Genomic DNA, 23647 nt, shown 5'->3' on the forward strand with positions numbered 1-23647 from the left:
CTCCTACTGGTCGACCGCCCGGGTGCCGAGCTTCAGCTGCACCAGGGTGACAATGACGATGGTGATGAGCAGGACGAGCGCCGCGGCCGAGCCAGCCCCGATGTCCTGGGACGAAAAGGCCTGCTCGTACATGTACATGACCATGGACGTGGTCGCGTCGCCCGGGCCGCCGCTCGTCAGGATGCGAACGCTCTCGAACATCTGCAGCCCGCCGATGGTGGCGTAGGTGACGCAGAACAGGATGACCGGCGCGATCATCGGGATCTTTATGAAAAAGAAGGTCGCGAGTGGGCCCGAACCGTCCATCTCGGCGGCCTCGGTGATCTCGCGCGGGATCGACTGCAGGGCCGCGAGCAGAATGATCATGAAGAAGCCGAAATGCTTCCAGACGTCCATGATCACGACTGAGATCATGGCTACGCGTTCATCGCTGAGCCAGCCGATGCGCGGCAGGCCGATGCTGGTGATGTAATAGTTGAGCACGCCCAGATCGCTCGAATAGATGAACTGCCAGACCAGCGAGACGAGCGCCGTTGAGACCAGCACGGGCAGGAAGAAGGCGAGCCGAAGGATATAGAGCATCGCCTTGGGCAGGGCGCGATCGAGTACCGCGGCGAACACCAGCCCTAGTCCGACATTGCCTATGGCCGCAAGAAAGACGAAATAAAAGGTGTTGCGAAAGCTCGTCCAGAACCGGCCATCGGCCAGCACATAGAGGATGTTGTCGAAGCCGACGAACTCGGCCGTCCAGGTGTAGCGGTCGAGATAGAGGAAGGTGAAGACGATGGTGGCGAGCGCCGGCAGCAGCACGAACAGCACATAGAGGCTGTAGGCCGGCAGCAGGAACCAGAAGGCGGCCCGCGCCTGCACCTTTTCGAGGGGTGCAGGCGCGTCGTCCTTTTGCGGAACCGAGGCGGTCATTTTACCAGCGAACGCGGGACATGGCGCGGGAGAGCTCGGTGTCCAGCGCGTCGATGGTTTCATCGATCTCGCGGTTGCCGGTGAGATAGGCCTCGATGTGGCGCATGACGATCGCTTCGACTTCGGCGAAATTTGGCGGCTGGGTGATCGAGCGCGCAATCGGGGCCGAGCCGTAGAAGATCTCCGAATTGGCTGGGAAGGCGACGTACTCGGCAGACGTGGCCGCCGCGCGCTGGGGCGGGAGGGCCCGCATCAGGTCGGCGAGTGCCTCAGAGTTTTCGGTCCCGGTCAGCTCCTTGACGAATTCCCAGGCCAGTTCGGGGTTTTGAGAGGCTTCGGTTATGCCGAAACCGCCGACGCCCATGATGGCGACCTGATCGGTCTTGCGCGGGAAGTACTGAACTGCAACCGTGTCGAAGCCGGCCGAGATCATCTCGGGAATGCGGCCATGGGTCCCCGAGAACATGGCGACCTGTCCAGCGATGAACGGCCCGTGCCCATAGTCGTTACGCACGAAGGTCGGCGACACCTTATGCTCGAAGATCAGCGAGTGAAGGAACTCCAGCGTCTCGCGGAAGGCCGGATCACGCACATTGCTCTCGCGCCCGTCAGGGGTCAGCCGGTCAGTGCCATTGTTGAGGAACCACGGGTTGAGGCCGAACTGCCCGCCGGGAACGAAATAGCCGTATTGGGTGACGTTGCCCGATGCATCGGTTTTCGTCAGCGCCTTGGCGGTCTCGAGGAACTGGTCCCAGTCCCAGTCGGCCGGCGGGGTTTCGAGGCCGGCCTCCTCGAACATGGCGGTGTTGTAGTAGTTGACCACCGTGTTCCATTCATTGGGCACGTAGCCGAGCATCTCGCCATAGCGCAGCCCGTTGAGGAGATTTGGCTCGATGCCCTCGAACAGGGCCTGGCCCTCGGGATCGCCCTCGACGAACGGCATGATGTCGCGCACGACGTTGCGGCTGCCCAGCGTCGATACGCCCTCGGTCGCCATCATGACGATATCGGGCGAAGAGTTTCCTCCCAAGCTGTTCATCATCTGGTTGATGTACTCGCCCCAGGGATTGGTCGGTACGTATTGCGGGTTGATGGTGACGTTGGGGTAGCGCTCGGCGAAGCGCGCCATGGCGGCCTCGGTCAGCTGGATATCGGTGTCGGTCGCGGGCCGGAAGACGTTGAGCGTGGCCGTGATGTCGCTGGCGGGTTGCGCCAGCGCAAGCCCCGGCACGCCGGCGACCAGTGCGATGGTACTCGACAGGATCAGGAAGTGACGACGGTCCATTTTGTTCTCCTCTCCATTATTGCAGGGTAGCGACGTCCCTCAACGCCGCCGGTGAAAGCGCGGAGCCCAACAGGGTCAGGGACCCGCCGGACACCAGGGTGACGGGAGCAAAGCCGATCCCGTCAGTGTGCTTGTCGTGTTCGAGCGTCTCTCCAGTGTGTAGCCGCACGGTTTCGCAGCCATCGGGGACACGAAGCCGGGCCAGCGTGAGTGAGCCGTCGGCGACCGCGATGGTGAGCGCGCCTTCGGTGAGCTCGACCGTGCCCCAGGCCGAGCCGCACGACCAGAAACTGCGGAAGCGGTCGCCATGCCTGACCAGCGGGGCAAAGCCCATCGACTTGTCGCGCGCATCGAAACTGAAGCCGGACAAAGTGGGCACCGCCCCCCAGCTCGCCATGGAGCGGGCATAGTTCGAGCCGCACTCGATCTCGTTCCACGGGTTGCGCTTGGCGCCGTCGTAATGGTCGCGCACAGCGGCGAACACCTCGGCGCCCTGTGCGATCATCCCGTTCTGGTAGAGCGCCCCGCCAAAACTGTACTCGAAGCCGTGCATGGTCTCCTGCGCATAGGGCACGGGCACGGCCGGCCGGCGGGCCTGCTCGGGATAGTCGCTGATCACCGTGCCGGCCTCGCCCCGCGCGCTGAACACGCGGCAGGGATTAAACACCGCGCCGAAATCGGGCTTGAAATTATGCGCGTAGATGGCGTCGAGCGCGGACCGGACCTGGTCGCGATCGAAGATCTCGCCGAGCCCATAGAGATCGGCGTGCCACTGGGCGAGCACCTGGTCGATGAGGCACGCCTCGCCGGCCTGGTATTTGAGCTCGCCATGCTCCTCGCTCCAGTAGAGGTCATAGATGTTGGCGCCTGCGAGCCGCCGGGATTTGCGGCCGTCGATATAGGGATCGAGCGTGCTCCGATCGTTGAGGTCGACCTTCTGGACGAAGTACTCGCCGTTGAACAGGTGCTCGCGCATCCAGCTGCGGCCCTTTTCAAAGAGCGCGGAATAGTCCTCCGCGGTCTCGTTGTCGCCGAGGTGGCGGCCCATTTCGGAAGCGGCCTTCAGCGCGCCGAGATAAAAGCCCGTGAGCCAGCTATTGGGGCCGAAGAGCTCCATGTCGAGCGTGTGGTGCTGGCGCCCCCATAGCACGCCCGTCCGCTCGCGGTCCCACCGATCGGGATTTTCCGGGCTCCACGCATATTCGATCGACCGCTTGACCCGGGGCCATAGCCGGGCGAGCCACTCATCATCGCCCGACATCTTCCAGTCCCAGTAGAGCTTCATGACGTTGCCGAACTGGCCATCGGCGCAGGGGCTTTCGGTCCGGGTGTCGGTGCCGAGCGGCAGCGGCATGCGGAAGCTCATCCCGCCCGCTTCGTCCATGTTATAGGTGTAATCGAGTTCGCGCATCGAGCGCGCGAGGGCGGGAAACAGGAAGGGCACGGCCTGCTGGTAGTTCCAGACATGGGTGCAGCTCCCTTCGCAACTGCCGACATCGGGCCAGAGCCCTTCCCAGCCATAGAGCGAGCCATCGGTCAGCCGGGCGACGGTCGGGCTCTTGAGGATGCTGAGATTGGCGACCGCGGCATCAAGGCTCGCCGCGGGCAGAGTCGAGCCGTAGATGGCGTCGCGGAAGCGCTCGGTCATACCAGTCAGCTCGTCCCAGCGCTGCAATGCCTCGATGGCGACGGCCTCGGCGCCCGGCCATTCGGTCGCGTACCAGTTGGGCCAGGTGGCGCCGGGGGCAGGGGGCTCGGTGAAGTGCCAGTACTGGGAGACCCAGTACTTTTCGAAATTGGGCACGTACCACGCGATGACGAAGCGCACGGTGCGGCTTTCGCCTGCCGGCACGGTGATATGGGCGGCCTGCAGGCTATGGTCGCGGTCGCGCGGCATGCCGCCAGCGTCGTAGTCGGGCACGCTGGTGCGGTCGCGAAACCGGCCGGGGGCGGTGAAATCGTTCCAGTAGACCTGTAGCGCATCGAACCAGAGGCCGCGGAAGAGATAGGTCTGCCTGCTGGTCTCGGCAGCGTCAGTGGCGATGACGAGTTCTGTGCGGCGCGGGCTGCCGTCCGCTTCGCGCGGCGTCGTCACCGATACGCCATTGATCCCGTCTTGCCCGAATGGTTTGGCGGCGGTCGGCTGTACGGGGCCGTGGCCGAGGACGCCAGCGATGGAATAGTCTATCGGCGCATCCGACGTGTTGGTCACCGTGATGGCGAACATCGCGGCCGGCAGGCTTGAATCGCGCTCGTTGAGCGGGATCAGCGGATTGAACGCCTCTATGCGTACGACGCCGGGGAAGGCGGGATCCGAGAGCATGAGCGCGCTGACTGGAAACCGGCCCTCGAATTCGGCATGGCCGAAATGCGGGACGCCCGCGAGGGAATCGCGGCGCGCGCCAGCACCGAACCCGCGGGCCCATTCGGCACGATAGTCGCCGGTGAGATCGCCGGTGAAGGGGCCGTTGAGGACCCGCGCGTCGAGCACGTCGCCCTGCCGTTCGGCCTTGATGGCGAAGTGGGAAAAGCCGTTTCCGATGCCCTTGGCGGGGCGATTGAAGATCTCCCAATCGACGAGCCGGCCAGCGCCCGAAAAGCCAATCGACCCCGTGCCGATGCCGCCCAGGGGGAAGGAAATGTGCTTGAGCTGGTCGCCGGTGTAGATGAAGCGTGGGTTGGACATGGCGGTCTCGACGGCAGCTGAAGGGATCGGTCTCCAACAGTTAGCGCCCGCCGCCGGACATTGCGTCCACATAAGTCTTATGGACTTTTGTCCACAAATTTGCCCTTTACTCGCCTAACGATGAACGGCGAATGCCGAGGGTGGAGGCAGGTATCGAAACGGCGCTGGAACAGCCGCCCCATATTTATGAGGGCGAACGGACGGCCGCGATCTCCTTTCCGCTGGGTGGTATCGGTACGGGCTCGATCGGGCTCTCCGGGGCAGGCAGGCTGGTCGATTGGGAGATCTTCAATCGTCCCGCGAAGGGGAGCCTCAACGCGCTCTCCCACTTCGCCGTGCGCGCAGAGGCGGAAGGCCGCGTGCTCGATGCGCGCATGCTCAACGGCCCCTATCGCGACAGCGCCATGGGGAGCCTTGTCGGCGAGGCCTATCGCAGCTTCGGCTTCGGGGCGCGGCGCGGCTCGCTCGTCGGCATGCCTCATTTTGCCCGATGCGGATTTGATGGACGGTTCCCGGTGGCCGGGCTCGATTTCTCCGATCCCCATTTCCCCGGCTCGGTGGGCATGACCGCTTTTAACCCGTTCATCCCGAGCAATGAGCGCGATTCCGGTCTGCCTGCGGCCATGTTCGAGGTACGATTCACGAACCCCCTCCACATGCCGGTGACCTACAGCCTCGTGGCGGTGCTCGGGCACGACATGCCCGGCCAGCCCATGGCGCAGCTGGTCGAGGCGCCGGGCTTTCGCGGCATTATGGTGCATGACGGGGACACTCCGGGCGACGACCCTGAGTTCGCGCAATTGCTGGTCGCGACCGACGCGGATCAGACCAGCCGGCAGAGCTATCTTTATCGCGGGCTCTGGTACGACGCGCTCGAGGTTTACTGGAACGATCTCAATCGTCCTGGACCCTTCAGTGAGCGGGTCTATCCCACCCGCGACGACCGCGGCGGCATGATCCGGGATCGTGACGGCTCGCTCCAGGCAGCGCACCTGACGCTCGCGCCCGGCGAGACCGGCACGCTGCGCATGCTACTCGCCTGGTACGTGCCAAATTTTCAGAAATACTGGGTCTCTCCCGTCTGGCACTTCACTGAGCCCTCGATGGCCAGCGGACGCTGGAAAAACTGGTACGCCACCGAATGGAGCGGCGTCGAAGAGGTGGCCACCGAGGCATTTGCGCGCTGGGGCGATCTGCGCGCGCAAACGATCGCTTTTCGCGACGCGCTTTATGGCTCGACGCTGCCCTGGCCGTTCCTGGACGCGGCCGGCGCGAACCTCTCTACGCTCAAATCGCCCACCGTGCTGCGGCTCGAGGACGGCACGCTCTACGGCTGGGAAGGGTGCCACCCCAAGGCGGGCAGCTGCGAGGGCACCTGCACCCATGTGTGGAATTACCAGCAGGCGTTCGCCTATCTCTTCCCGCGCCTGTCGCGAACGATCCGCGACGCCGACTACGCCTATAATATCGACGAGAAGGGCGAGATGAGCTTTCGGCTCGGCGTGCCGCTGGGCACTCGGCTGAAAACCGAGCGCGCCTGCGCGGATGGGCAGTTCGGCAATGTGATGCTCGTCTATCGGGACTGGAAGCTCTGTGGCGACAGCGAGTGGCTGGCGCGCCTGTGGCCTGCAATCAGGCGCTCGATCGAATACGCCTGGAGCCCCGACAACGCGGATCAGTGGGACCCCGACCGGACGGGGATCCTCCACGGCCGCCAGCACCATACGCTCGACATGGAGCTCTTCGGCCCCAATGCCTGGCTCTCGGGCTATTATGTCGGCGCGCTGGCCGCGGCGGCGGAGATGGGCGAGGCGCTGGGCGATGCCGAATTCGCCACTCTCTGCCGGTCGCTGGCGGATGCCGGCCGGGAGCACATCGACCGCTACCTCTTCAACGGTAGCCATTTCATCCACCAGATCGATCTCTCCGACAAATCGATCCTGCAGCCTTATCGCCAGGCCGAGCGCTCGCGGCGGCTGCTCGGCGCGGGCATCGAGAATCTTTACTGGAGCGCCGAGCACAACCAGATCAAATACCAGCTCGGCGAGGCCTGCTTCATCGACCAGCTCGCCAGCCAATGGCATGCCGGGCTCTACGGCCTGCAGCCTATCTTTGCCCGCGACAAGGCGATCTCGGCCCTGCGCGCGATCCGCGCCAACAATTATGTCGATGCGCTGGGCCGCATCGCCAATTCAGGGCGGGTCTTCGGCTATGGCGAGGAGGCGGGGACCATCGCTGTAGCCTGGGCCGATTCCGTCCCGAGGCCTTTGCTCAACATCCCCTACGCGCAGGAAACCCTGCATGGGATGGAGTACGCGCTGGGCACGACGTTGCTGCAATACGGGCTGGTGGAAGATGCCATCGCCACCTTCAAGGCCGTGCGCGACCGCTACGACGGTACGCTGCGCAATCCCTGGAGCGAGATGGAGTGCGGATCGAACTACGCCCGCTCGATGGCGAGCTGGGGCATCGTGCCCGCGGCTTCGGGCTTTCATGTCGACGCCCCGCGCGGCGAGATCGGCTTTTCACCAAGGATCGCGATGGGCGGCCGGTTCCGCAGCGTCTGGTCTTTGGACGAGGCGTGGGGGGAGGTCGAGTTCGAGAACGGCGCCTGCACCCTGCGGGTAATGCATGGCGCGCTGACGCTCTCTGCGCTGCGATTGACGCTGGGCGGTGGGGCAGGGATCGTTCGGCGCAATGGCGAGGGCGTGCCCGCTCGGTTCGAGATTGGCCGGGTGGCGTTCGGGCCGATCACGCTGGGCGCGGGGGACCGGCTCGAAATCAAGGCTGACGATCTGACGCTGGAGGATGCGACAGATCTCGAGACGAGGGCATGAGGAGGAGAGTGAATGCACGGATCGCAATTGTTCGGCCAGCAGCCGACCTTCAGCGGCGCTGATTTCGCGGCGACCGAGATCGCCTATTTCGGCTATGTCCAGTTTCGGAGCGCCGTAGCAACGTCGGACAGCTGGGAGCGCCATGAGGGGATGGAACTCGTCCTCGTCAGAAGCGGGGAGGCTTGCTGGGAGTTGCCCGACAACCGTCTGCTGCGCGTCAGCGGTGGGCACGGCGTGCTGTTTCCGCCCCATCACCGGCACCGCATCGTCAATGGCGTCTACACGCCTTGCCAGCTCTTCTGGGCCGAATTCCACCCTCAGGAAGCGGCGGTGGAAAATGCTCGCCTGATTCCCGCCGAGGACATCGCGGCGGTCTACGAACTCGCGCGCCTGCCGACCTCGCCGATCCGATTCGACGATTCGCTGATGCGCAATCTGGGCGCGCTTTGCGGGCTGCTTTCGGACGATGACGTGCTGTTGGGCTCGCGGATGCTCAATGCCGAGATTCGCGCCAAGATCTACGCGCTGTTTATTGATTTCTGGAAGATGCTGTCGGATGAGCGATCGACGCGTGCAGTCAGCCCGATCGTCCGCAATGCCGAACTGCTGCTGCAGGAGGAGATGGACCGCGACGAGGACATCGACACCATCTCGCGCCGGCTCGGCTGCCGCAAGAGCTACCTCTACCAGCTGTTCCGGCAGGAAGTAGGCATGGCGCCGAACGACTATCGCCAGCGTCTACGCATCAAGCGCAGTTGCGACCAACTGGCCCAAACCGACGCCCACATCACCGACATCGCCATGCACATGGGCTATTCGAGCTCGCAATACTTCTCCCGAGTGTTCAAGAAATATGTCGGTGTAACGCCCAAATCCTACCGCGCCTGGTCCCGAGGGCAGGCGTGACCGTCGACTTAGCTAAGACTTGGAGCAATAGTGCACTTGGTACGCCCAAGGGGAATCGAACCCCTGTTCCCGCCGTGAGAGGGCGGTGTCCTGACCGCTAGACGATGGGCGCGGATCAAGTTCATGCCGGTTTACCCGGCTTCATGTGGCGCCTTTCGAAGGAAAGGCAAGTGGTACGCCCAAGGGGAATCGAACCCCTGTTCCCGCCGTGAAAGGGCGGTGTCCTGACCGCTAGACGATGGGCGCCTAGACCTGGATCGCGCTTGGCGCTCCCGTCATAGGCCGGTGGGGCACGCCCCGTCGGCTTGGGGGTTCGTATAAAAGCGTTGCGCGTGCATGGCAAGTGCTTTTGGTCGGTTTTCGTGATTGCCGGGGAGGCGGCTCAGCACCCCCCGAACGTTATCGGCCCGCGTCGCCCCGCCGGGCGGTCGCGCACGTCGATATGGATGAACCGCTGCCCCGGATAACATCCGAGCCCACCCACCACGTCGAGCCGTCGCGCAAACGCGATGAGCTGGTTCTTGGGCACGCCGGGAATGAAGAAATCAGCCGCCATGCACTTCATGTGATAGCTGTTCTCCGCGCCATTCACCGACCCGTTGTAGAACGGATCGCGAAAGCCCGAATTCATCACGATGCGCTTGCCGAAATGCCCCTCGAACTCCCAGATCGCCAGCCGGAGCTTCGGCGTCAGGCAGAACGTGTTCACCCGATCATGGGCGACGTAGACACCAAGGTGCTGCTTGTAGTTCCGATACGGGTCGCCTGCCCCGGCAAACAGCGCCATGGGCAGGCATCCCGCCAGTGTGACCGCCGCGATGACGGCGGTGATAATCGTCTTCATCAGCCACTTCCCAGCCCCCAAGCTGATGCTGGAATGCATCAGTCCATGCCAGGTCTTCGGTGACTGCTAAAATACGATCGGTTTCGTGAACCTGAGGCTAACCCGTCTGGTTAACCGGCCGTAAACCCTGCAGTTTTCACCAGCTGCCGGTGTTTTGCATGGATGCCCACGGCTCGGCCGGCGCAAGGGCCTCGCCCTTTTGAAGGATCTCGACCGAGATGTTGTCGGGCGATTTGACGAAGGCCATCCGCCCGTCCCGCGGCGGGCGATTGATGGTGATCCCCTGGTCGGACAGGTGCTGGCAATAGGCGTAGATATCGTCCACCTCATAGGCCAGATGCCCAAAATTCCGCCCGCCCGTATAGACCTCCGGATCCCAGTTATAGGTCAGCTCCACCTCGCCGCCCGCGTCGCCGGGCGCGCTGAGGAAGATCAGCGTGTAGCGGCCTTTCTCGTTTTCATGGCGCCGGGTCTCCTCGAGCCCGAGGCCGTCGCAGTAGAATTTGAGGCTGGCATCCACATCGGTGACGCGAACCATGGTGTGCAGGAATTTCATGGACTTACCTGTTCTGTTTGGAATGGAGCTTCCGCTTGGAGCCTAGCAGCCGCGGCCCGACTGGGGCAATCATGTCACGGTCTGAAATTGTGTTAAGAAAGCGGCAAGAAATCTCTGGGCGCGCCTTAACTTCCAGCGATGAATCGGCCAAAGTGCGGCAAGAGTGTGAAGTACCTCGCCGGCGGCGGGGCGTGAGTTCGAAAAGGCAGAGGCATGGGGGCCAACGATAGAGGGAATGGCGATGAGCCGGCAGGGCTCTCGGGCCAGCCGATGAGCCATACCGACACCGGCAATGGCGCGGAGCTCGACGCGGTCGAGGTCACCGGCACCATCAAATGGTTCGACGTGTCCAAGGGCTTCGGCTTCATCGTCCCCGATGATGGCCGGCCCGACGTGCTGCTGCACGTCACCTGCCTGCGCCGCGACGGCTACCAGACGGCCTATGAGGGCGCGCGCGTCGTCTGCGAGGCCCTGAGCCGGCGCGGCGGGCTGCAGGCCTTCCGCATCCTCTCCATGGACGAATCGACGGCCCGCCATCCCGCGCAGATGCCGCCCGCCCGCACCCATGTCACGGTCGAGCCAACGAGCCGGCTCGAGCGGCTCGAGGTGAAGTGGTTCAACCGCATTCGCGGCTTCGGCTTCCTCTCGGCCGGTGACGGGGCGCCCGACGTCTTCGTCCACATGGAAACGCTGCGCCGCTTCGGCATCACCGAGCTTCGGCCCGGCCAGCATGTGCTGGTGCGCTACGGCACCGGCCCCAAGGGCCTTATGGTCGCCGAAATCCGGCCCGATGGTTGGGGCGACGCGCCTTCCTCCCACTAGGGTCTTATCCATGTTCCTCGCCTCGTCCCGCATCCACCAGGCCAGCCGGGCCGTGGGCCTTCTCCTCGCGATGGCGATCGCCACCGCGCCTCTTGCGGCGTGCAGCGACGAGGAGAGCCGCCTCGTCATCCACACCGCCACCGGCGAGCACGTCTTCGAGGTCGAGGTCGTCGACACCCAGGAGACGCGGGCGCAGGGGCTGATGTTCGTTCAGGAGCTCGGTCCCGATGAAGGCATGCTCTTCGATTTTCTCGACGAGCGCCCCGTGTCGTTCTGGATGCGCAACACCTTCATCCCGCTTGACATGATCTTCGTGGGCGCCGACGGCATCGTGCGCAACGTTCACGTCAATGCCGTCCCGCACGATCCGACGTCCATTCCCTCCGATGGCCCGGTGCAGTTCGTGCTGGAAATTCCCGGCGGCCGTTCGGTCGAAATCGGGCTCGAGGCAGGCGATCGGCTCGAGCACGCTCGGATCGAGGCGGACTGAGCATGCCGCTGCCCGCCGCGGCTGCACTCCTGTCATCGCTCCTGCTCGTCGGCCTTGCGGGGTTTCAGCTTGTCCTTGCGCTCGGCGCGCCATATGGCGCGTGGGCCTGGGGCGGCAGGCACGAGGGCGCCCTTCCCGAAAGGCTGCGGCTGGGCAGCGCGCTCAGCGCGCCGCTGCTTCTGGGCATGGCGATCATTCTCGGCATCAGGGGCGGCATTCTCTATCCGCAATGGCAGCTTGCCATGCTCCCCGCCGCCTGGATCGTCTTTCTCTTCCTCATCACCAGTGCGTTTGCCAATCTGCGCTCGGCAAGCCCGCGTGAAAGACGGACGATGGGACCGCTCTCGCTCGTCCTCGCCGGCCTCGCCCTGATCGTCGCCTGGGGCTGAACTCAGAGCCGGCGCAGCACCATGCAGTCGAAGACTGCGAGCAGATGCAGGCTCGCGCCGATGACGACGAACACGTGCCAGAGCGCGTTCTGGAACGGCATGCGCTCCCAGAGGTGGAAGATGATGCCGAGCGAATAGACGATGCCCCCGGCAAGCAGCAGCCAGAGCGTGCTTGCGGGCAATGTCTCGGCCAGCGCCTGGAAGACGAGGATGCCGCTCCAGCCGATGGCGAGGTAGAGCAGGATCGCGACGCGTCCGAACCGCTGCGGCACGATCAGCTTGAGCGCGATGCCGATCAGCGCCGACCCCCAGACCAGCACCATCATCAGTCGGCCGCCCGTCGTCCCCCCGAGAATGGCGAGAAACGGCGTGTAGGAGCCGGCCATGAAAAGAAAGATGGCGGCCTGGTCGAACCGCGCCAGATGCATTTTGAGCCGCGAGATCGGCGCGAGGTTGAACGCCAACGAAACGCTGAGCAGCACGACGAGCGAACCGACATAGAATGCGAGCGCTGGCACTGCTTCGGGCGCAGTGTGCGCCGCAGCGAAATAGATCAGCAGCGATCCTGCAACCAGCGCAACGAGAAGCCCGACACCATGCACGATGCCGTCGGCAATCGTCTCGGCGAGGGTATAGGCGCGCCCGCGGTGCCACCAGCTGCGGTGGGTCGGATGCGCTGAGTGAGGCGTCGGGGTGTCCATGTGCAAACTCTACCACACGCTTGCCCGTCGTGGCAGCGGCTTCACCCATACGTCAACGCGGCGGCGAGATGGAGCCCAGCCGATTAAGGTGCGCTTGCGTACAGGAACCGCCCGACCATGGCGCCGTTATGGCCCCGACCAACAACATGCGGGAGCACCAAATGGCCGAGAAGACCCTGGACGATCTCTTCCTCGATACCCTCAAGGACATCTATTACGCCGAGCGCCAGATCGTGAAGGCCCTGCCCAAAATGGCCAAGGCCGCTCAGTCTTCCGAGCTCAAAGCCGGGTTCGAGCAGCACCGCGACGAGACGCAGGTGCACATCGAACGCCTCGAGCAGGTCTTCGAACTTCTGGGCAAGTCGCCGCGCGGCAAGACCTGCGACGCCATTCTCGGGATCCTCGAGGAAGGCAAGGAGATCATGGACGAATACAAGGACACCATCGCGCTCGATGCCGGCCTCGTCGCCGCCGCGCAGGCTGTCGAACATTACGAGATTGCGCGATATGGCACGCTCAAGACCTGGGCGAACCAGCTGGGGATGAAGGATGCGGAGAAGCTCTTTGATCTGACCCTCGGCGAAGAAAAAGCGACCGACGAGAAGCTTTCGGGCCTTGCTCAGTCGGATGCCAACGCCAAGGCGGCCTAGCCCCCCAGGCTGCCTTGCAGGATCACCTCGCGCTGCGGCCGACCGGTCGCAGCGCTTTTTCGTGGCTGGCCCGGGCGCTCCGCCATCCTTTGCCCCTGACAATCCGGCCGGTTTGCGCTAAACGAGCCCCGACGGCCTCGTAGCTCAGCGGATAGAGCAGTAGCCTTCTAAGCTATTGGTCGGAGGTTCGAGTCCTCCCGAGGTCGCCAACACATAACAAGAGTACTGGCTGCCGACGTGCGTACACTGTAAGCGCCGGTCCACCTTGCGCGTGCTCGCCTTCCGCTCCGAAGGCAGTGAGCAAGCGCCCCGCAGGTGCGGGGCGCTCGGTTTCAGTACTCGCTGAAGATGCGCTTCAGCTCTTCTACATCGTCAGTCACGGTCAGCCCCATCATCAGCAGGATCTGGGCCTTCTGCGGGGTCAGATTGTCGGCGCCGATGAAGGCGCCATTGTCGGTCGGCACTCGGCCGGAGCTGCCCCGGTTACCGATCACGACGGCAACGCCATCGGCAGCGGCCGCTTCGAGCGCCGGGCCCTGTTCGGCCCGGTGGGGAGATCCGGTGGCGAAGGCCGCAACGACGATGCCCTCTGCGCCGTCGGCAACCGCGGCCTCGACGAGCGCGCCGCTGGCGCCGACATAGCTGTAGAGAATCTCGACCTGCGGCAGGCTTGCGGCATCCTCGATGTCTGCAAGGCCGCCGTTCCAGCATGCTGGATTCTCGCCAGTGCGCCGACGGCGCGCAACCGATGCGGTCCTCTGGCGTTACGCTGCCAGATTTGGAGGGCGATATGGTCGATCACACTGCCGAGCTCATCGAGAAGTTGCGGCCTTACGGCGAGAACATTGCCGAGTGGCGCGCCTATGTGGAAAAGCTGCGCCTGCAGGCCGATGAGGCGGTGGCGAGCCGCGAAGTCGATGTCGATGCGCTCGTCGAGACCGAGCAGACCGCCGAGGCCATCTACGACGCCATATCTCGCTTCGACAAGCTACTGGCGCAGATCGCCGAGGTCAGCCCGCAAGCCAGCGGCGAACTCGCCGAAGTCGGTGAGGCCCTGCGCCTCGTCCTCCTCGAAATCACGGAGCTTTCCATCCAGATGTACGCGGCAGGCGAGGGGCCGAGGACCGAGCGCGTTCCGGACGCGATCTAATCTGCCTCAGGCCATGTGACCAATTGCCCATTCCTTCGGTCGGACCAGAGGCATAGGCTGGCCGTTTCTGCAGTCTGGCAGCCGGTCATGTCGCCCATTCCCTTTCAAGAACATCCCTATCGCGAGGCCGTCCTCGAAGAGGTTCATGCCCGGCCCATCGAACTGATCGAGGGGCGCACGCGTGTGCGTCGCCTGGCCTTTGCGTTCCCGACCTCGCCCGAGGCTCCGGCCCGCATCGTTGAAGCGTTTCTCGGCTGGTGCGGCGCCGTGGGCGTGGCGAAACCCGGTGAGGGCATGCGCCAGCACAGCTATCGCGTCGGCGAGCGGCAGGTGACATGGGAGCTTCATACCGAATTCGTCACCTTCACCTGGCGCTCCGGCCTCGACGACAAGGACAACTGGCCCGAAGGCATCGGGCTTGAATCGGTCGGCGAGGCGCAACTTGTCTGCGCGGTGCGTGTCGACGTGATCGAGGACCTCACGGTTCCAGACCGCATCATCGAAGGTTTCGAATGCCCCAGCCTCTGCCTTGTCGACGTGGAGGGCGGTGCAGGGCAGGTGGCCACCGACTTCATTCCCGATGCCGATAGCTACACCCGCCTCGAACTTGCGTCGGGCGGGATGAACACGTTGCGCCGCTCCATCATCGTCCGGCGTCTTCTGGAGATCGAGACCTACCGCACCATGGCCCTGCTCGGGCTGCCGCTTGCCCGGCAAATCTCCCCGCAGCTGCGCGCGGCCGAGGCCGGCCTCACCGAGGCGGTCGAAGCCATGCCCGAGACCATCAGCACCGACCGCGCGCAGGCCTCGCTCGCGGCGCTCCACGCGCTCTCGGTCCGCTCGGGGCAGCTCTCCGATCGTACCGGCTACCGCTTCGCGGCATGCAATGCCTATGGCGACATCCTGAACGCCCGCCTCGACGGCCTGCACGAGCGTCAGACCGGGCGCGGCTCCACCCTCAGCCGCTATATCGGCAGTCGGGTCGATCCCGCACTCGCAACCTATGCCGCAATCGAAAAGCGTCAGCGCATGCTCAACGAGAAGATCGAGCGCGCCATTGGTCTCCTCGACGTCCGCATTGGTCTCGACGTCCAGATTCAGAACCGGAACGTGCTCGAAGCGATCGCCCAGACCGCTCGCAGCCAGTTTCTCCTCCAGCGCACGGTGGAAGGCCTGTCCGTTATTGCAATTTCGTATTATTTGCTCGGAATTTTAAGCTATCTTTTCGCCGGTCCGCTCGAGGTCCTGCACGTCTCCAAGACCATGGCGCTCTCGCTCGCAGCCCCGCTCGTCGTCCTCGTCGTCTGGCTAATCGCCCGCTCCGTAAGACGTACCCATCCGCCCGCGTGAGCTTCAGGCCGCATCGTGCTCCATGCCGGTGATCACCCGTTCGACCTCCTCCACCGAACTCGATTTGGGGTCGATATTGTCGGCCACCACCGTGCCCATGCGCATCACGACGATCCGGTCAACCACTTGAAAAACATGGTGGATATTGTGCGCGATGAAGATGCAGGAATGGCCGGAATCACGTGCGCCACGCACAAAGCGCAGCACCCCCTGCGTCTCGGCAACGCCGAGATTGTTGGTGGGTTCGTCGAGGATGATCAGATCGCTGTCGAAGTGCATCGCCCTGGCGATCGCCACCGCCTGACGCTCACCGCCCGAGAGTGACCCGATAGGGGTGGAGGGCGGTATGTTCTTGGTAATGCCAACCTTTTTCAAAAGGTCCCGCGCCACCCGATCCATCTCCTCCATGTCCATCCGCCCCAGGAAGCGCGGCCCCTTGATCGGCTCGCGCCCGAGGAACAGGTTCCGCGAGATCGAAAGCTGCGTGACGAGCGCGCTGTCCTGGTAGATCGTCTCGATGCCATTGGCGATCGCGTCGGTCGTGCTTTTCATCTGCACCTTCCGCCCGCGAATGTAGATGTCGCCGCTCGTGCTCGGCACGGCGCCTGACAACACCTTGATAAGCGTGGATTTTCCCGCGCCATTGTCGCCGAGCAGACCCACGATCTCGCCGCGTCTTACCGTCAGGTTCACATCCCGAAGCGCCTGCACGCGGCCATAGGATTTGTAGATGTGCTCCATGCGCACGAGCTCTTCCATGCCCTCAGACTCCCGCATTGTGCCGCCGCTCCAGCCAAGAATGGAGCGCCATCATTCCGAGGATGATCGCGCCGATGAAGATGTTGTAGGCAAGGCCCGGCACGCCGATGAGCACGATCCCGTTGCGCATCACCCTGAGGATGAAGATGCCGAGCACCGTGCCGATGATCGTCCCGCGCCCGCCGGCAAGCGCCGTCCCGCCGATCACGACCATCGCGATGACCTCGAGCTCGTATCCCGTGCCGCTATTTGGGTTTGCCGCCGAGGTCCGGATGGAACTGATCACGCCGGCGAAGGCCGCAAGCATCGAGGACAGCATGAAGAGCCCGAGCTTGGTGCGCACGACGTTGACGCCGCGGGCCATGGCCGCGTTGGGATTTCCGCCGGCGGCCTGGATCCAATTGCCCGCCTTGGTGCGGGTAAGGAGATAGTGCAGCAGCACCGCCGCAAGGATGAACCAGAAGAGCGACATATAGAGTCGGAACGGTCCGACCATGAAATCGCCGACCAGCACCTCGGCAAGCCACTGATCTCCCGCATTCCAGGTGCGCTGGGGAAACCCGCTGGTGATGAAGAGCGCACTGCCGCGCACGACGAGCAGCATGCCAAGCGTGACAAGAAAAGAGGGGATCTTCAATCGGGTGACGAAGACGCCGTTGAAGAGCCCGATCCCGGCCGCGATCAGCAGCGCGGCGAGAAACCCCACCTCCAGCGATGTCGTGCCCGAGTTGAAGAGCGTCCACATCACGACCGGCGCGAAACCGAAGACCGACCCCACCGACAGATCGAACTCCCCCGAGGTCATCAGCAGCGTCATGGCGAGCGCGATGAGCCCCAGTTCCACCGTGAAGGCTAGGGTGTTGGATATGTTGCCTGGTGAGAGGAAAGCGGGATTGATGGCCCAGAAGACGAGGATTTCTGCAATCAGCAGGACGAATGGTCCGAACTCCGGCCGGGAGATCATCTGCTGCAGGACGGTGCGATTTTCCACGAAATGATCCCTGGATGACATGGCGCGGACCGGCACGCGCGCGCGGCCGGGCGAGATGCGGCCCGCAGCACTAGGCCGCGGGCCGAGCCGGACTGATGACCTATCGGCCGGCCAGAATGTCGTCGTAGATCTGGGCGGTATCGGCCTCGTAGAGCGCCCCGGTGATCACGTCGAACCCGGGAGGGATGCCGCTCGCAGCCATTGCCGCAATGGAGAGCCCGATATAGCTCGTCGCCTGCGGGTCCTGCCACTGGGCCGCGTTGACATAGCCCTCGAGCACCTCCTGGGTGGTGTCGAGCGAATTGCCCCAGCCGACGACGGGGATCTCGCCCGGCGCCACGCCGACCTGGTCGAAGACACGTTTGATCGACCCGGTCACGAGGTCGCCCATGCCGATGATGGCATCGATACGGTCGCGATTGGCCGTCAGATAGTCCGACATGCGGGTGATGATCTCGGCCTGGTCGAGGGTCGCGTCGGTCACCTCCCAGGTGATCCCGAGCGGCTCGAAGACGCTTGCGATGCCTTCTTCTTCCTGGACGCCATAGGTGGCTCCGGGCACTTCGACGGGCATCCAGACGAAGCTGCCTTCCTCCACATGGCCGTTATCGACCAGATACTGGGCCCAGTTGCGGCCGAACACCACGTTGTCGCCGCCGACATAGGCGTCAAAGCTTGCCGAGGGATCGGGTGTGTTGATGTTGATGATCGGGATCTCGGCCGCATTGGCCTCGCTCGCGACCTCCACGAGGCTCCCCGGATCCGGGCTCGAAGTCACGATACCGTCCGCGCCCGCGGCGATTGCGGCGCGGATGGCCTCCTGGTGAGATGACACGTCACCGGAATGGAACGAGGTGTTGACCGTGTTGCCCGTGTCTTCCCCCCATTGTTCGGCGCCCTGCAGGAAATAGGTCCATACCGGATCGGCCGGCGAACCGTGCGAGACCCAGTAGAACGTCTTGCCGCTCTGGGCCTGCACCGCGCCAAGCGGCAGGGCCAGGGCGAGCACAAGGCCCGCGCCGAGCAGCTTCAACTTGCCAGACATGAAGTACCTCCCTTTTTTGTCGCCAGCTTTGGGCGACGGACAACTATTGCACCTGTTGGCGAAAAGTTAATACCCAAAATCTGCAAGTCGTCGGCGCCGCGCCAACGATCGGAGGCGGCTGCGCTTGACACCCGTTCGCCGGCCAAACGATGATCGGGGATCACGGTGGCCGATTTCGGAGGATTGGTCGGCTGAGCCCCCGGACGTGATCGCGGAGGATCGACTTGCATTTATCGTTTCAGCTCTACAGCGCGCGCAACTTCCCGCCGCTGGAGGATGTGTTCGCTCTGCTCGCGAGGCTCGGCTATCGCCAGGTCGAAGGCTATGGCGGGCTCTACGAAGACCCGGGCACCCTGGCCGCCACCCTTGCGCGGAACGGTCTGGCCATGCCGACCGGTCATTTCGGGCTCGACATGCTCGAGGATCATTCGCGCGCAATCGCCGCAGCCCGGGCACTCGGGGTGAAGACCCTCTATTGCCCCGCCGTCCCGCAGCCCCTCTGGAGCCAGCCGGAAGCAGACTGGGTCCGGCTCGCCGAACGGCTCGAGGCGCTATCGGCCATCTATCGCGCCGAAGGGTTCGGCTTCGGCTGGCATAACCACCATTTCGAGTTCTGGCCGACCGAAAGTGGCCGCCTGCCGATGGACATCCTGCTTCAGGGGGCGCCCTCCATCGAGTGGGAGATCGATATCGCCTGGGTTGTCAGGGGGGGTGCCGACCCGTTCGACTGGATCGGCCGCTATGGCGATCGCATAACTGCAGCCCATTTCAAGGATCTGGCGCCTGAGGGTGAAGCTATCGACGAGGATGGATGGGCCGATCCCGGCCATGGCAGGCTTGACTGGCCGGCCCTCAAAGCGGCGCTCGAGAGCCAAGCGACAATCGCCCACATGGTTGCCGAGCACGACAATCCGAACGACCTCGGTCGTTTCGCTTCCCGCGCGCTGGCCACTGCCGAGACGCTGGGGGTGCTTCGATGAAGACCTTCGGCATCGGGATCATGGGGTGTGGGAACATATCGGAGACCTACCTCACGCTGATCCCGCGCTTTGCGGGCCTCGAGGTCCGTGCGTTGGCCGATCTCAACCCCGAAGCGGCGCGTCAACGCGGCGAGGCCTTCGGCGTTGCGCCTATGTCTCCTGAGGAGATGCTCGGTCGGGAAGACGTCGACATCGTCATCAATCTGACCGTGCCCGATGCCCATTTTGCGGTGAGTTCGGCAATCCTGGCCGCCGGCAAGCATGTCTACTCCGAAAAGCCTTTCGCGCTCACGCTCGAACAGGCGGAGACGCTTCGGAGTATCGCTACCGAGCGTGGGCTCGTGGTGTGCAGTGCGCCCGATACCTTTCTCGGCGGAGCGTTGCAGCAGGCGCGCGAACTGATCGACGATGGGCGGATCGGCCGGCCGACATCGGGCACCGCGCACGTCATGGGCCGCGGCATGGAGCATTGGCACCCCAATCCGGACTTCTTCTTCAAGAAGGGCGGCGGGCCGATGCTCGACCTCGGCCCGTATTACATCACCGCCCTTGTCCATCTGCTCGGACCGGTGCGCCGCGTCACCGCGATTTCAGGCGCAGCGCGGCAGGAGCGGATCATCACGAGCCAGCCCCGCGCAGGCGAGCGGGTGCGTGTGGAAACGCCGACGACGATTCACGCCATCATGCAGTTTGCCTCCGACGCGATCGTCACCATCGGTGCCAGCTGGGACGTCTTCGCGCACGGCCACCACAATATCGAGCTCTATGGTACGGAGGGCTCGCTTTTCCTGCCCGACCCGAACTGGTTCGACGGCGCCCTGGCCCTCACTGACCAGTCCGGAGAGCGCGAGGCCGTTCCGGCCTGGGACCACCCGCTCGGCGTGCCCAACTGGCAGCGGCCCTCTGGCCCCGACCTCGCCAACCACCGCGCCGCCGGGCTTGCCGACATGGCTCGCGCCATTGTCGAGGGGCGTTCAGCCCGCTGCGACATTGCGCTTGCTACCCATGTCGTGGACATCATGACGGCGATCCTCCACGCGGGGGATACGGGCGAAATGGTCACGCTCACTACCACCTGCGAGCGTCCTGCCGCATTGCGGCCCGAGGATGCTCGCGCCTTGCTTAAGCAGAACTGAAGGAAACGCGATGGCGGAAAATGGCGCTCGACGGATCAGGCTCGGCATGGTCGGCGGTGGAGCAGGGGCCTTCATCGGCTACGTCCACCGTATCGCCGCCCGATTGGATGGTGACTACGAACTCGTCGCAGGGGCCCTGTCGTCGGATCCGGACCGCGCGGCAAGTTCAGCCCGCGATCTGGGCATCGCACCCGAGCGGAGCTATGCGGACTGGGCCGCGATGGCGCGGGCGGAAGCGGCCCGTCCCGACGGCATCGATGCGGTTTCGATAGTCACTCCGAACCATGTGCATTTTGGGCCTGCCAAGGCGTTCCTCGAAGCCGGTATCCACGTGATCTGCGACAAGCCGCTGACGGCTACGCTCGAAGAGGCGCGTGCGCTTGCCGACGTTCGCCCTGCCAAGGGCGCGCGCTTTCTGCTCACCCACAACTATACCGGCTATCCGCTGATCCGGCAGGCGCGTGAACTCGTGGCGTCTGGTGCGCTCGGGACCCTGCGCGTCGTACAGGCCGAATATGCCCAGGACTGGCTGACCGAGGCCGCCGAAACGACGGGCTCCAAGCAGGCGGAATGGCGTACGGACCCGGCGCGCTCGGGCGCCGGTGGCGCAATCGGCGACATCGGCACGCATGCCTATAATCTGCTGCGCTTCGTCTCCGGCCTCAAGACCCAGGCGGTCGCCGCGGATCTGTCGAGCTTCGTGCCCGGACGCCGGCTCGACGACAACGTCAACATCATGCTGCGCTTTGAAGGCGGCGCGCGAGGCATGCTGTGGGCAAGCCAGGTCGCGGTCGGCAACGAGAACGGCCTGAAGCTGCGGATCTATGGCGACAAGGCCGGGCTCGAATGGGGGCAGGAAGATCCGAACCGCATGTGGTTCACCGAGTTCGGGAAGCCCCGGCAGTTGCTGACGCGCGGCGGTGCGATCGATGGTCCGGCTGCCGGCGCCATGGGCGTCCGCGTGCCGGCGGGCCACCCCGAAGGCTATCTCGAAGCGTTCGCGACGCTCTACAGCCAGTTTGCCAAGGTGATCCGCGGCGACGGCGATGAGGTCGCCGGACTGCTGCCGACCCTCGCCGATGGCGTGGAGGGCGTGACCTTCATTGCGGCCGCGGTCAAATCCAGCAGGGATGACAGCCGCTGGGTACGGTTCTCCGAGGTGTGAACGGCCCCGGCGCCATGGCGCCGGAAGCCCGTCTGATCGCTGATTGCTAGTGCAGGATCTGGCTGAGGAACAGCTTGGTCCGCTCGTGCTGCGGGTTCGAGAAGAACGGCTCTGGCTCGTTCTGCTCGATGATCTGCCCCTGGTCCATGAAGATGACCCGGTTTGCCACCTGGCGCGCAAAGCCCATCTCATGGGTAACGCAGATCATGGTCATGCCTTCTTCGGCGAGCGACACCATCACGTCGAGCACTTCCTTGATCATTTCGGGATCGAGTGCCGAAGTCGGCTCGTCGAACAGCATGACCTTCGGGTTCATGCAGAGCGAGCGGGCGATGGCGACGCGCTGCTGCTGCCCGCCCGACAGCTGGCCGGGGTATTTGCTGGCCTGCTCGGGGATCTTGACCCGCTCCAGATACATCATCGCGGTCTCCTCGGCCTTGGCCTTCGGAATGCCGCGCACCCAGATCGGCGCAAGCGTCAGGTTCTGCAGGATGGTGAGGTGCGGGAAGAGATTGAAGTGCTGGAACACCATGCCGACTTCACGACGGACCTCGTCGATGCGCTTGAGGTCCGAGGTGAGCTCGGTGCCGTTGACCACGATATGGCCCTGCTGGTGCTCCTCAAGCCGGTTGATGCACCGGATGAGGGTCGATTTGCCCGAGCCCGAGGGCCCGGCGATGACGATCCGCTCGCCCCGCATGACCTTGAGGTTGATATCGCGCAGCACATGGAAGTCGCCGAACCATTTGTGCATGTCGATGACCTCGATGGCGACATCGGTCTTCGACACGGTCATGTGCGAGCGGTCGATCGGGCGCTCGGGCATGGCGGGGGCGGTTTCGGTCATGATTACCTCTTATGGCCGGTATGCAGGCGCTCTTCCATGTAGATGGAGTAGCGCGACATTGCGAAACAGAATGCCCAGAACAGGAAGCCGGCGAAGATATAGCCGGTCACCGCATGGGTGGGGGAAGACCAGGCAGGGTCCGACCCTGCGGCCCTGACTGTGTTGAGTAACTCGAACAGCCCGATGATCGAGACCAGCGAGGTGTCCTTGAACAGGGCGATGAAGGTGTTGACGATGCCCGGAATGACGTGCTTGAGCGCTTGGGGCAGGATGATCAGCCCCATCGTCTTGGGCTTGCTGAGCCCCAGCGCTCCCGCCGCCTCGTACTGACCGCGCGGCATCGCCTGCAGCCCACCGCGAACCACTTCGGCCATATAGGCGGATTCGAACAGACAGATGCCGATGATGGCGCGCATCAGCGTGTCCGTCGATACGCCCTGCGGCATGAAGAGCGGGAACATGACCGAAGCCATGAAGAGCACGGTGATCAGTGGAACCGCCCGCCACAGCTCGATGAAGGCGATGCAGAAGCTGCGAATGGCGGGAAGTTTAGACTGTCGGCCGAGCGCAAGCAGGATGCCGAGCGGCATCGAGACAATGATGCCGATCAGCGAGATGATGAGCGTCAGCGTCAACCCGCCCCATTCGCCCGAGCGCACTGGGCGCAGGCCGAAGACGCCGCCGGCCAGGAGCATGAAGGCGACGAAGGGATAAACGACGAAGAACAGGAGTGCCGCCGTGCGCTTGAAGGGCGCGCGCGGAATGAGGAGCGGCGCGATCAACACGATCCCGATAAGGAACATGAGATTGAGCCGCCAGATCTCCTCGGTCGGGTAGAAGCCGTAGATGAAGAAGTTGAGCCGTGCCTGGATGAAGATCCAGCACGCGCCGACGCCCTCGAAGCGGCAGGCCTCGCCGCGCAGGCCTTCCGGATCGCTCCAGACAGCATCTGCGATGAGGAAGTTATAGAGTGGCGGCACGATCATCGCGACGAAGGCGGCCGCCACCAGGGTGAGCAGCGCATTGCCGGGCGTCGAGAAGAGGTTTGCCTTGAGCCATGCCCCGATGCCGGTCGTGCGGACCGGTGGGGGCAGGGTCGGCTCCATCTCCCTGCGGACGAAAGCTGTGTCGGTCATG

23 protein-coding genes and 3 tRNA genes are annotated in these 23647 nt (G+C 64.1%); 12 read left to right on the forward strand and 14 right to left on the reverse strand.

Features of this window, described 5'->3' with window-relative positions; translation table 11 throughout:
• Positions 1-3: 3 nt before the first annotated feature.
• Genes EMQ25_RS05360 through EMQ25_RS05370 form a run of 3 tightly spaced genes read right to left on the reverse strand, consistent with a single transcriptional unit; the run spans position 4 to position 4892 of the window.
• On the reverse strand, positions 4-921 hold the full coding sequence (locus EMQ25_RS05360; protein ID WP_158625964.1) for a carbohydrate ABC transporter permease: 918 nt from the start codon (positions 919-921) through the stop codon (positions 4-6).
• 1 nt (position 922) lies between these two features.
• Positions 923-2206 carry an ABC transporter substrate-binding protein gene (locus EMQ25_RS05365; protein ID WP_127187541.1) on the reverse strand — a complete coding sequence of 428 codons (1284 nt, stop codon included), beginning with the start codon at positions 2204-2206 and terminating at the stop codon, positions 923-925.
• Positions 2207-2222: 16 nt separating this feature from the next.
• Entirely contained in the window at positions 2223-4892 is a 2670-nt protein-coding gene (locus EMQ25_RS05370) for a GH116 family glycosyl-hydrolase (protein WP_127187542.1), read from the reverse strand.
• A 131-nt stretch (positions 4893-5023) separates the two neighbouring features.
• Here EMQ25_RS05370 and EMQ25_RS05375 point away from each other — a divergent pair, with 131 nt between their 5' ends.
• A complete protein-coding gene (locus EMQ25_RS05375; protein WP_127187543.1) occupies positions 5024-7729 on the forward strand; it encodes a GH116 family glycosyl-hydrolase in 2706 nt (901 codons plus the stop codon).
• A 27-nt stretch (positions 7730-7756) separates the two neighbouring features.
• On the forward strand, positions 7757-8635 hold the full coding sequence (locus tag EMQ25_RS05380; protein ID WP_158625965.1) for a helix-turn-helix transcriptional regulator: 879 nt from the start codon (positions 7757-7759) through the stop codon (positions 8633-8635).
• A 37-nt stretch (positions 8636-8672) separates the two neighbouring features.
• Here the strand turns inward: EMQ25_RS05380 and EMQ25_RS05385 are convergent.
• The 4 genes from EMQ25_RS05385 to EMQ25_RS05400 form a co-directional block, all read right to left on the reverse strand.
• A tRNA-Glu gene (locus EMQ25_RS05385) sits at positions 8673-8747 on the reverse strand.
• Positions 8748-8806: 59 nt separating this feature from the next.
• A tRNA-Glu gene (locus EMQ25_RS05390) sits at positions 8807-8881 on the reverse strand.
• Between the two features lie 136 nt (positions 8882-9017).
• A complete protein-coding gene (locus EMQ25_RS05395; protein ID WP_158625966.1) occupies positions 9018-9479 on the reverse strand; it encodes a YcbK family protein in 462 nt (153 codons plus the stop codon).
• A 136-nt stretch (positions 9480-9615) separates the two neighbouring features.
• Positions 9616-10035, reverse strand: a complete 420-nt coding sequence (locus EMQ25_RS05400; RefSeq protein WP_127187546.1) for a VOC family protein — start codon at positions 10033-10035, stop codon at positions 9616-9618.
• Between the two features lie 213 nt (positions 10036-10248).
• Between EMQ25_RS05400 and EMQ25_RS05405 the strand changes: the two genes are divergently transcribed.
• The 3 genes from EMQ25_RS05405 to EMQ25_RS05415 are packed head-to-tail and all read left to right on the forward strand — an operon-like array spanning position 10249 to position 11736.
• Complete coding sequence (locus tag EMQ25_RS05405; RefSeq protein ID WP_127187547.1) at positions 10249-10857, forward strand: cold-shock protein; 609 nt, start codon at positions 10249-10251, stop codon at positions 10855-10857.
• Between the two features lie 10 nt (positions 10858-10867).
• Positions 10868-11347 carry a DUF192 domain-containing protein gene (locus EMQ25_RS05410; protein WP_244606495.1) on the forward strand — a complete coding sequence of 160 codons (480 nt, stop codon included), beginning with the start codon at positions 10868-10870 and terminating at the stop codon, positions 11345-11347.
• 2 nt (positions 11348-11349) lie between these two features.
• Positions 11350-11736: a hypothetical protein gene (locus EMQ25_RS05415; RefSeq protein WP_127187548.1), complete on the forward strand. Its 387-nt coding sequence runs from the start codon at positions 11350-11352 to the stop codon at positions 11734-11736.
• Between the two features lie 2 nt (positions 11737-11738).
• Here the strand turns inward: EMQ25_RS05415 and trhA are convergent, their stop codons facing one another.
• Positions 11739-12437 carry a PAQR family membrane homeostasis protein TrhA gene (trhA, locus tag EMQ25_RS05420; protein ID WP_127187549.1) on the reverse strand — a complete coding sequence of 233 codons (699 nt, stop codon included), beginning with the start codon at positions 12435-12437 and terminating at the stop codon, positions 11739-11741.
• Positions 12438-12598: 161 nt separating this feature from the next.
• Between trhA and EMQ25_RS05425 the strand changes: the two genes are divergently transcribed.
• Together EMQ25_RS05425 and EMQ25_RS05430 are read left to right on the forward strand one after the other, a co-directional pair.
• Positions 12599-13087 carry a YciE/YciF ferroxidase family protein gene (locus tag EMQ25_RS05425; RefSeq protein ID WP_127187550.1) on the forward strand — a complete coding sequence of 163 codons (489 nt, stop codon included), beginning with the start codon at positions 12599-12601 and terminating at the stop codon, positions 13085-13087.
• Between the two features lie 133 nt (positions 13088-13220).
• Positions 13221-13296 (forward strand) — tRNA-Arg (locus EMQ25_RS05430).
• A gap of 123 nt (positions 13297-13419) precedes the next feature.
• Here EMQ25_RS05430 and EMQ25_RS17995 read toward each other — a convergent pair.
• Positions 13420-13773, reverse strand: coding sequence for a hypothetical protein (locus EMQ25_RS17995; protein ID WP_158626004.1), 354 nt, complete (start codon positions 13771-13773; stop codon positions 13420-13422).
• A gap of 104 nt (positions 13774-13877) precedes the next feature.
• On the opposite strand from EMQ25_RS17995, the gene EMQ25_RS05435 reads away from it, so the two are divergent.
• Entirely contained in the window at positions 13878-14237 is a 360-nt protein-coding gene (locus EMQ25_RS05435) for a hypothetical protein (RefSeq protein WP_127187551.1), read from the forward strand.
• A gap of 87 nt (positions 14238-14324) precedes the next feature.
• On the forward strand, positions 14325-15587 hold the full coding sequence (locus tag EMQ25_RS05440) for a DUF3422 domain-containing protein (RefSeq protein WP_127187552.1): 1263 nt from the start codon (positions 14325-14327) through the stop codon (positions 15585-15587).
• A gap of 3 nt (positions 15588-15590) precedes the next feature.
• Here EMQ25_RS05440 and EMQ25_RS05445 read toward each other — a convergent pair whose 3' ends face one another.
• The 3 genes from EMQ25_RS05445 to EMQ25_RS05455 all read right to left on the reverse strand — a co-directional run bounded on the left by EMQ25_RS05445 (position 15591) and on the right by EMQ25_RS05455 (position 18382).
• On the reverse strand, positions 15591-16364 hold the full coding sequence (locus tag EMQ25_RS05445) for an ATP-binding cassette domain-containing protein (protein ID WP_244606496.1): 774 nt from the start codon (positions 16362-16364) through the stop codon (positions 15591-15593).
• Positions 16351-17310: an ABC transporter permease gene (locus EMQ25_RS05450; protein WP_425290232.1), complete on the reverse strand. Its 960-nt coding sequence runs from the start codon at positions 17308-17310 to the stop codon at positions 16351-16353. The genes EMQ25_RS05445 and EMQ25_RS05450 overlap by 14 nt, the downstream gene beginning before the upstream one ends.
• 127 nt (positions 17311-17437) lie before the next feature.
• A complete protein-coding gene (locus EMQ25_RS05455; RefSeq protein WP_127187554.1) occupies positions 17438-18382 on the reverse strand; it encodes a substrate-binding domain-containing protein in 945 nt (314 codons plus the stop codon).
• Positions 18383-18606: 224 nt separating this feature from the next.
• Between EMQ25_RS05455 and EMQ25_RS05460 the strand changes: the two genes are divergently transcribed.
• The 3 genes from EMQ25_RS05460 to EMQ25_RS05470 are packed head-to-tail and all read left to right on the forward strand — an operon-like array spanning position 18607 to position 21663.
• A complete protein-coding gene (locus tag EMQ25_RS05460; RefSeq protein ID WP_127187555.1) occupies positions 18607-19362 on the forward strand; it encodes a sugar phosphate isomerase/epimerase family protein in 756 nt (251 codons plus the stop codon).
• The gene (locus EMQ25_RS05465; protein WP_127187556.1) at positions 19359-20498 is read left to right on the forward strand and encodes a Gfo/Idh/MocA family protein; all 1140 of its coding nucleotides are present in this window, start codon (positions 19359-19361) and stop codon (positions 20496-20498) included. Before EMQ25_RS05460 ends, EMQ25_RS05465 begins: the two co-directional genes overlap by 4 nt.
• Positions 20499-20508: 10 nt before the next feature.
• A complete protein-coding gene (locus tag EMQ25_RS05470) occupies positions 20509-21663 on the forward strand; it encodes a Gfo/Idh/MocA family protein (RefSeq protein ID WP_127187557.1) in 1155 nt (384 codons plus the stop codon).
• Between the two features lie 46 nt (positions 21664-21709).
• Here EMQ25_RS05470 and EMQ25_RS05475 read toward each other — a convergent pair whose 3' ends face one another.
• Positions 21710-22510 (reverse strand): amino acid ABC transporter ATP-binding protein, encoded by an 801-nt coding sequence (locus tag EMQ25_RS05475; RefSeq protein ID WP_127187558.1) that lies wholly within the window; start codon positions 22508-22510, stop codon positions 21710-21712.
• Positions 22511-22512: 2 nt separating this feature from the next.
• Positions 22513-23646: an amino acid ABC transporter permease gene (locus EMQ25_RS05480; protein ID WP_127187559.1), complete on the reverse strand. Its 1134-nt coding sequence runs from the start codon at positions 23644-23646 to the stop codon at positions 22513-22515.
• Position 23647: the final 1 nt, after the last annotated feature.

The sequence above is a fragment of the Arsenicitalea aurantiaca genome (assembly GCF_003994485.1).
GTDB classification, from domain to species: domain Bacteria; phylum Pseudomonadota; class Alphaproteobacteria; order Rhizobiales; family Devosiaceae; genus Arsenicitalea; species Arsenicitalea aurantiaca.

What these genes read in the sequence shown, in the direction of transcription:
- EMQ25_RS05360 (WP_158625964.1), bottom strand. Translation starts at nt 921, where the DNA reads ATGACCGCCTCGGTTCCGCAAAAGGACGACGCGCCTGCACCCCTCGAA.
- EMQ25_RS05365 (WP_127187541.1), bottom strand. Translation starts at nt 2,206, where the DNA reads ATGGACCGTCGTCACTTCCTGATCCTGTCGAGTACCATCGCACTGGTC.
- EMQ25_RS05370 (WP_127187542.1), bottom strand. Translation starts at nt 4,892, where the DNA reads ATGTCCAACCCACGCTTCATCTACACCGGCGACCAGCTCAAGCACATT.
- EMQ25_RS05375 (WP_127187543.1), top strand. Translation starts at nt 5,024, where the DNA reads ATGCCGAGGGTGGAGGCAGGTATCGAAACGGCGCTGGAACAGCCGCCC.
- EMQ25_RS05395 (WP_158625966.1), bottom strand. Translation starts at nt 9,479, where the DNA reads ATGAAGACGATTATCACCGCCGTCATCGCGGCGGTCACACTGGCGGGA.
- EMQ25_RS05400 (WP_127187546.1), bottom strand. Translation starts at nt 10,035, where the DNA reads ATGAAATTCCTGCACACCATGGTTCGCGTCACCGATGTGGATGCCAGC.
- EMQ25_RS05405 (WP_127187547.1), top strand. Translation starts at nt 10,249, where the DNA reads ATGGGGGCCAACGATAGAGGGAATGGCGATGAGCCGGCAGGGCTCTCG.
- EMQ25_RS05410 (WP_244606495.1), top strand. Translation starts at nt 10,868, where the DNA reads ATGTTCCTCGCCTCGTCCCGCATCCACCAGGCCAGCCGGGCCGTGGGC.
- EMQ25_RS05415 (WP_127187548.1), top strand. Translation starts at nt 11,350, where the DNA reads ATGCCGCTGCCCGCCGCGGCTGCACTCCTGTCATCGCTCCTGCTCGTC.
- trhA (WP_127187549.1), bottom strand. Translation starts at nt 12,437, where the DNA reads ATGGACACCCCGACGCCTCACTCAGCGCATCCGACCCACCGCAGCTGG.
- EMQ25_RS05425 (WP_127187550.1), top strand. Translation starts at nt 12,599, where the DNA reads ATGGCCGAGAAGACCCTGGACGATCTCTTCCTCGATACCCTCAAGGAC.
- EMQ25_RS05435 (WP_127187551.1), top strand. Translation starts at nt 13,878, where the DNA reads ATGGTCGATCACACTGCCGAGCTCATCGAGAAGTTGCGGCCTTACGGC.
- EMQ25_RS05440 (WP_127187552.1), top strand. Translation starts at nt 14,325, where the DNA reads ATGTCGCCCATTCCCTTTCAAGAACATCCCTATCGCGAGGCCGTCCTC.
- EMQ25_RS05445 (WP_244606496.1), bottom strand. Translation starts at nt 16,364, where the DNA reads ATGCGGGAGTCTGAGGGCATGGAAGAGCTCGTGCGCATGGAGCACATC.
- EMQ25_RS05450 (WP_425290232.1), bottom strand. Translation starts at nt 17,310, where the DNA reads ATGATCTCCCGGCCGGAGTTCGGACCATTCGTCCTGCTGATTGCAGAA.
- EMQ25_RS05455 (WP_127187554.1), bottom strand. Translation starts at nt 18,382, where the DNA reads ATGTCTGGCAAGTTGAAGCTGCTCGGCGCGGGCCTTGTGCTCGCCCTG.
- EMQ25_RS05465 (WP_127187556.1), top strand. Translation starts at nt 19,359, where the DNA reads ATGAAGACCTTCGGCATCGGGATCATGGGGTGTGGGAACATATCGGAG.
- EMQ25_RS05470 (WP_127187557.1), top strand. Translation starts at nt 20,509, where the DNA reads ATGGCGGAAAATGGCGCTCGACGGATCAGGCTCGGCATGGTCGGCGGT.
- EMQ25_RS05475 (WP_127187558.1), bottom strand. Translation starts at nt 22,510, where the DNA reads ATGACCGAAACCGCCCCCGCCATGCCCGAGCGCCCGATCGACCGCTCG.
- EMQ25_RS05480 (WP_127187559.1), bottom strand. Translation starts at nt 23,646, where the DNA reads ATGACCGACACAGCTTTCGTCCGCAGGGAGATGGAGCCGACCCTGCCC.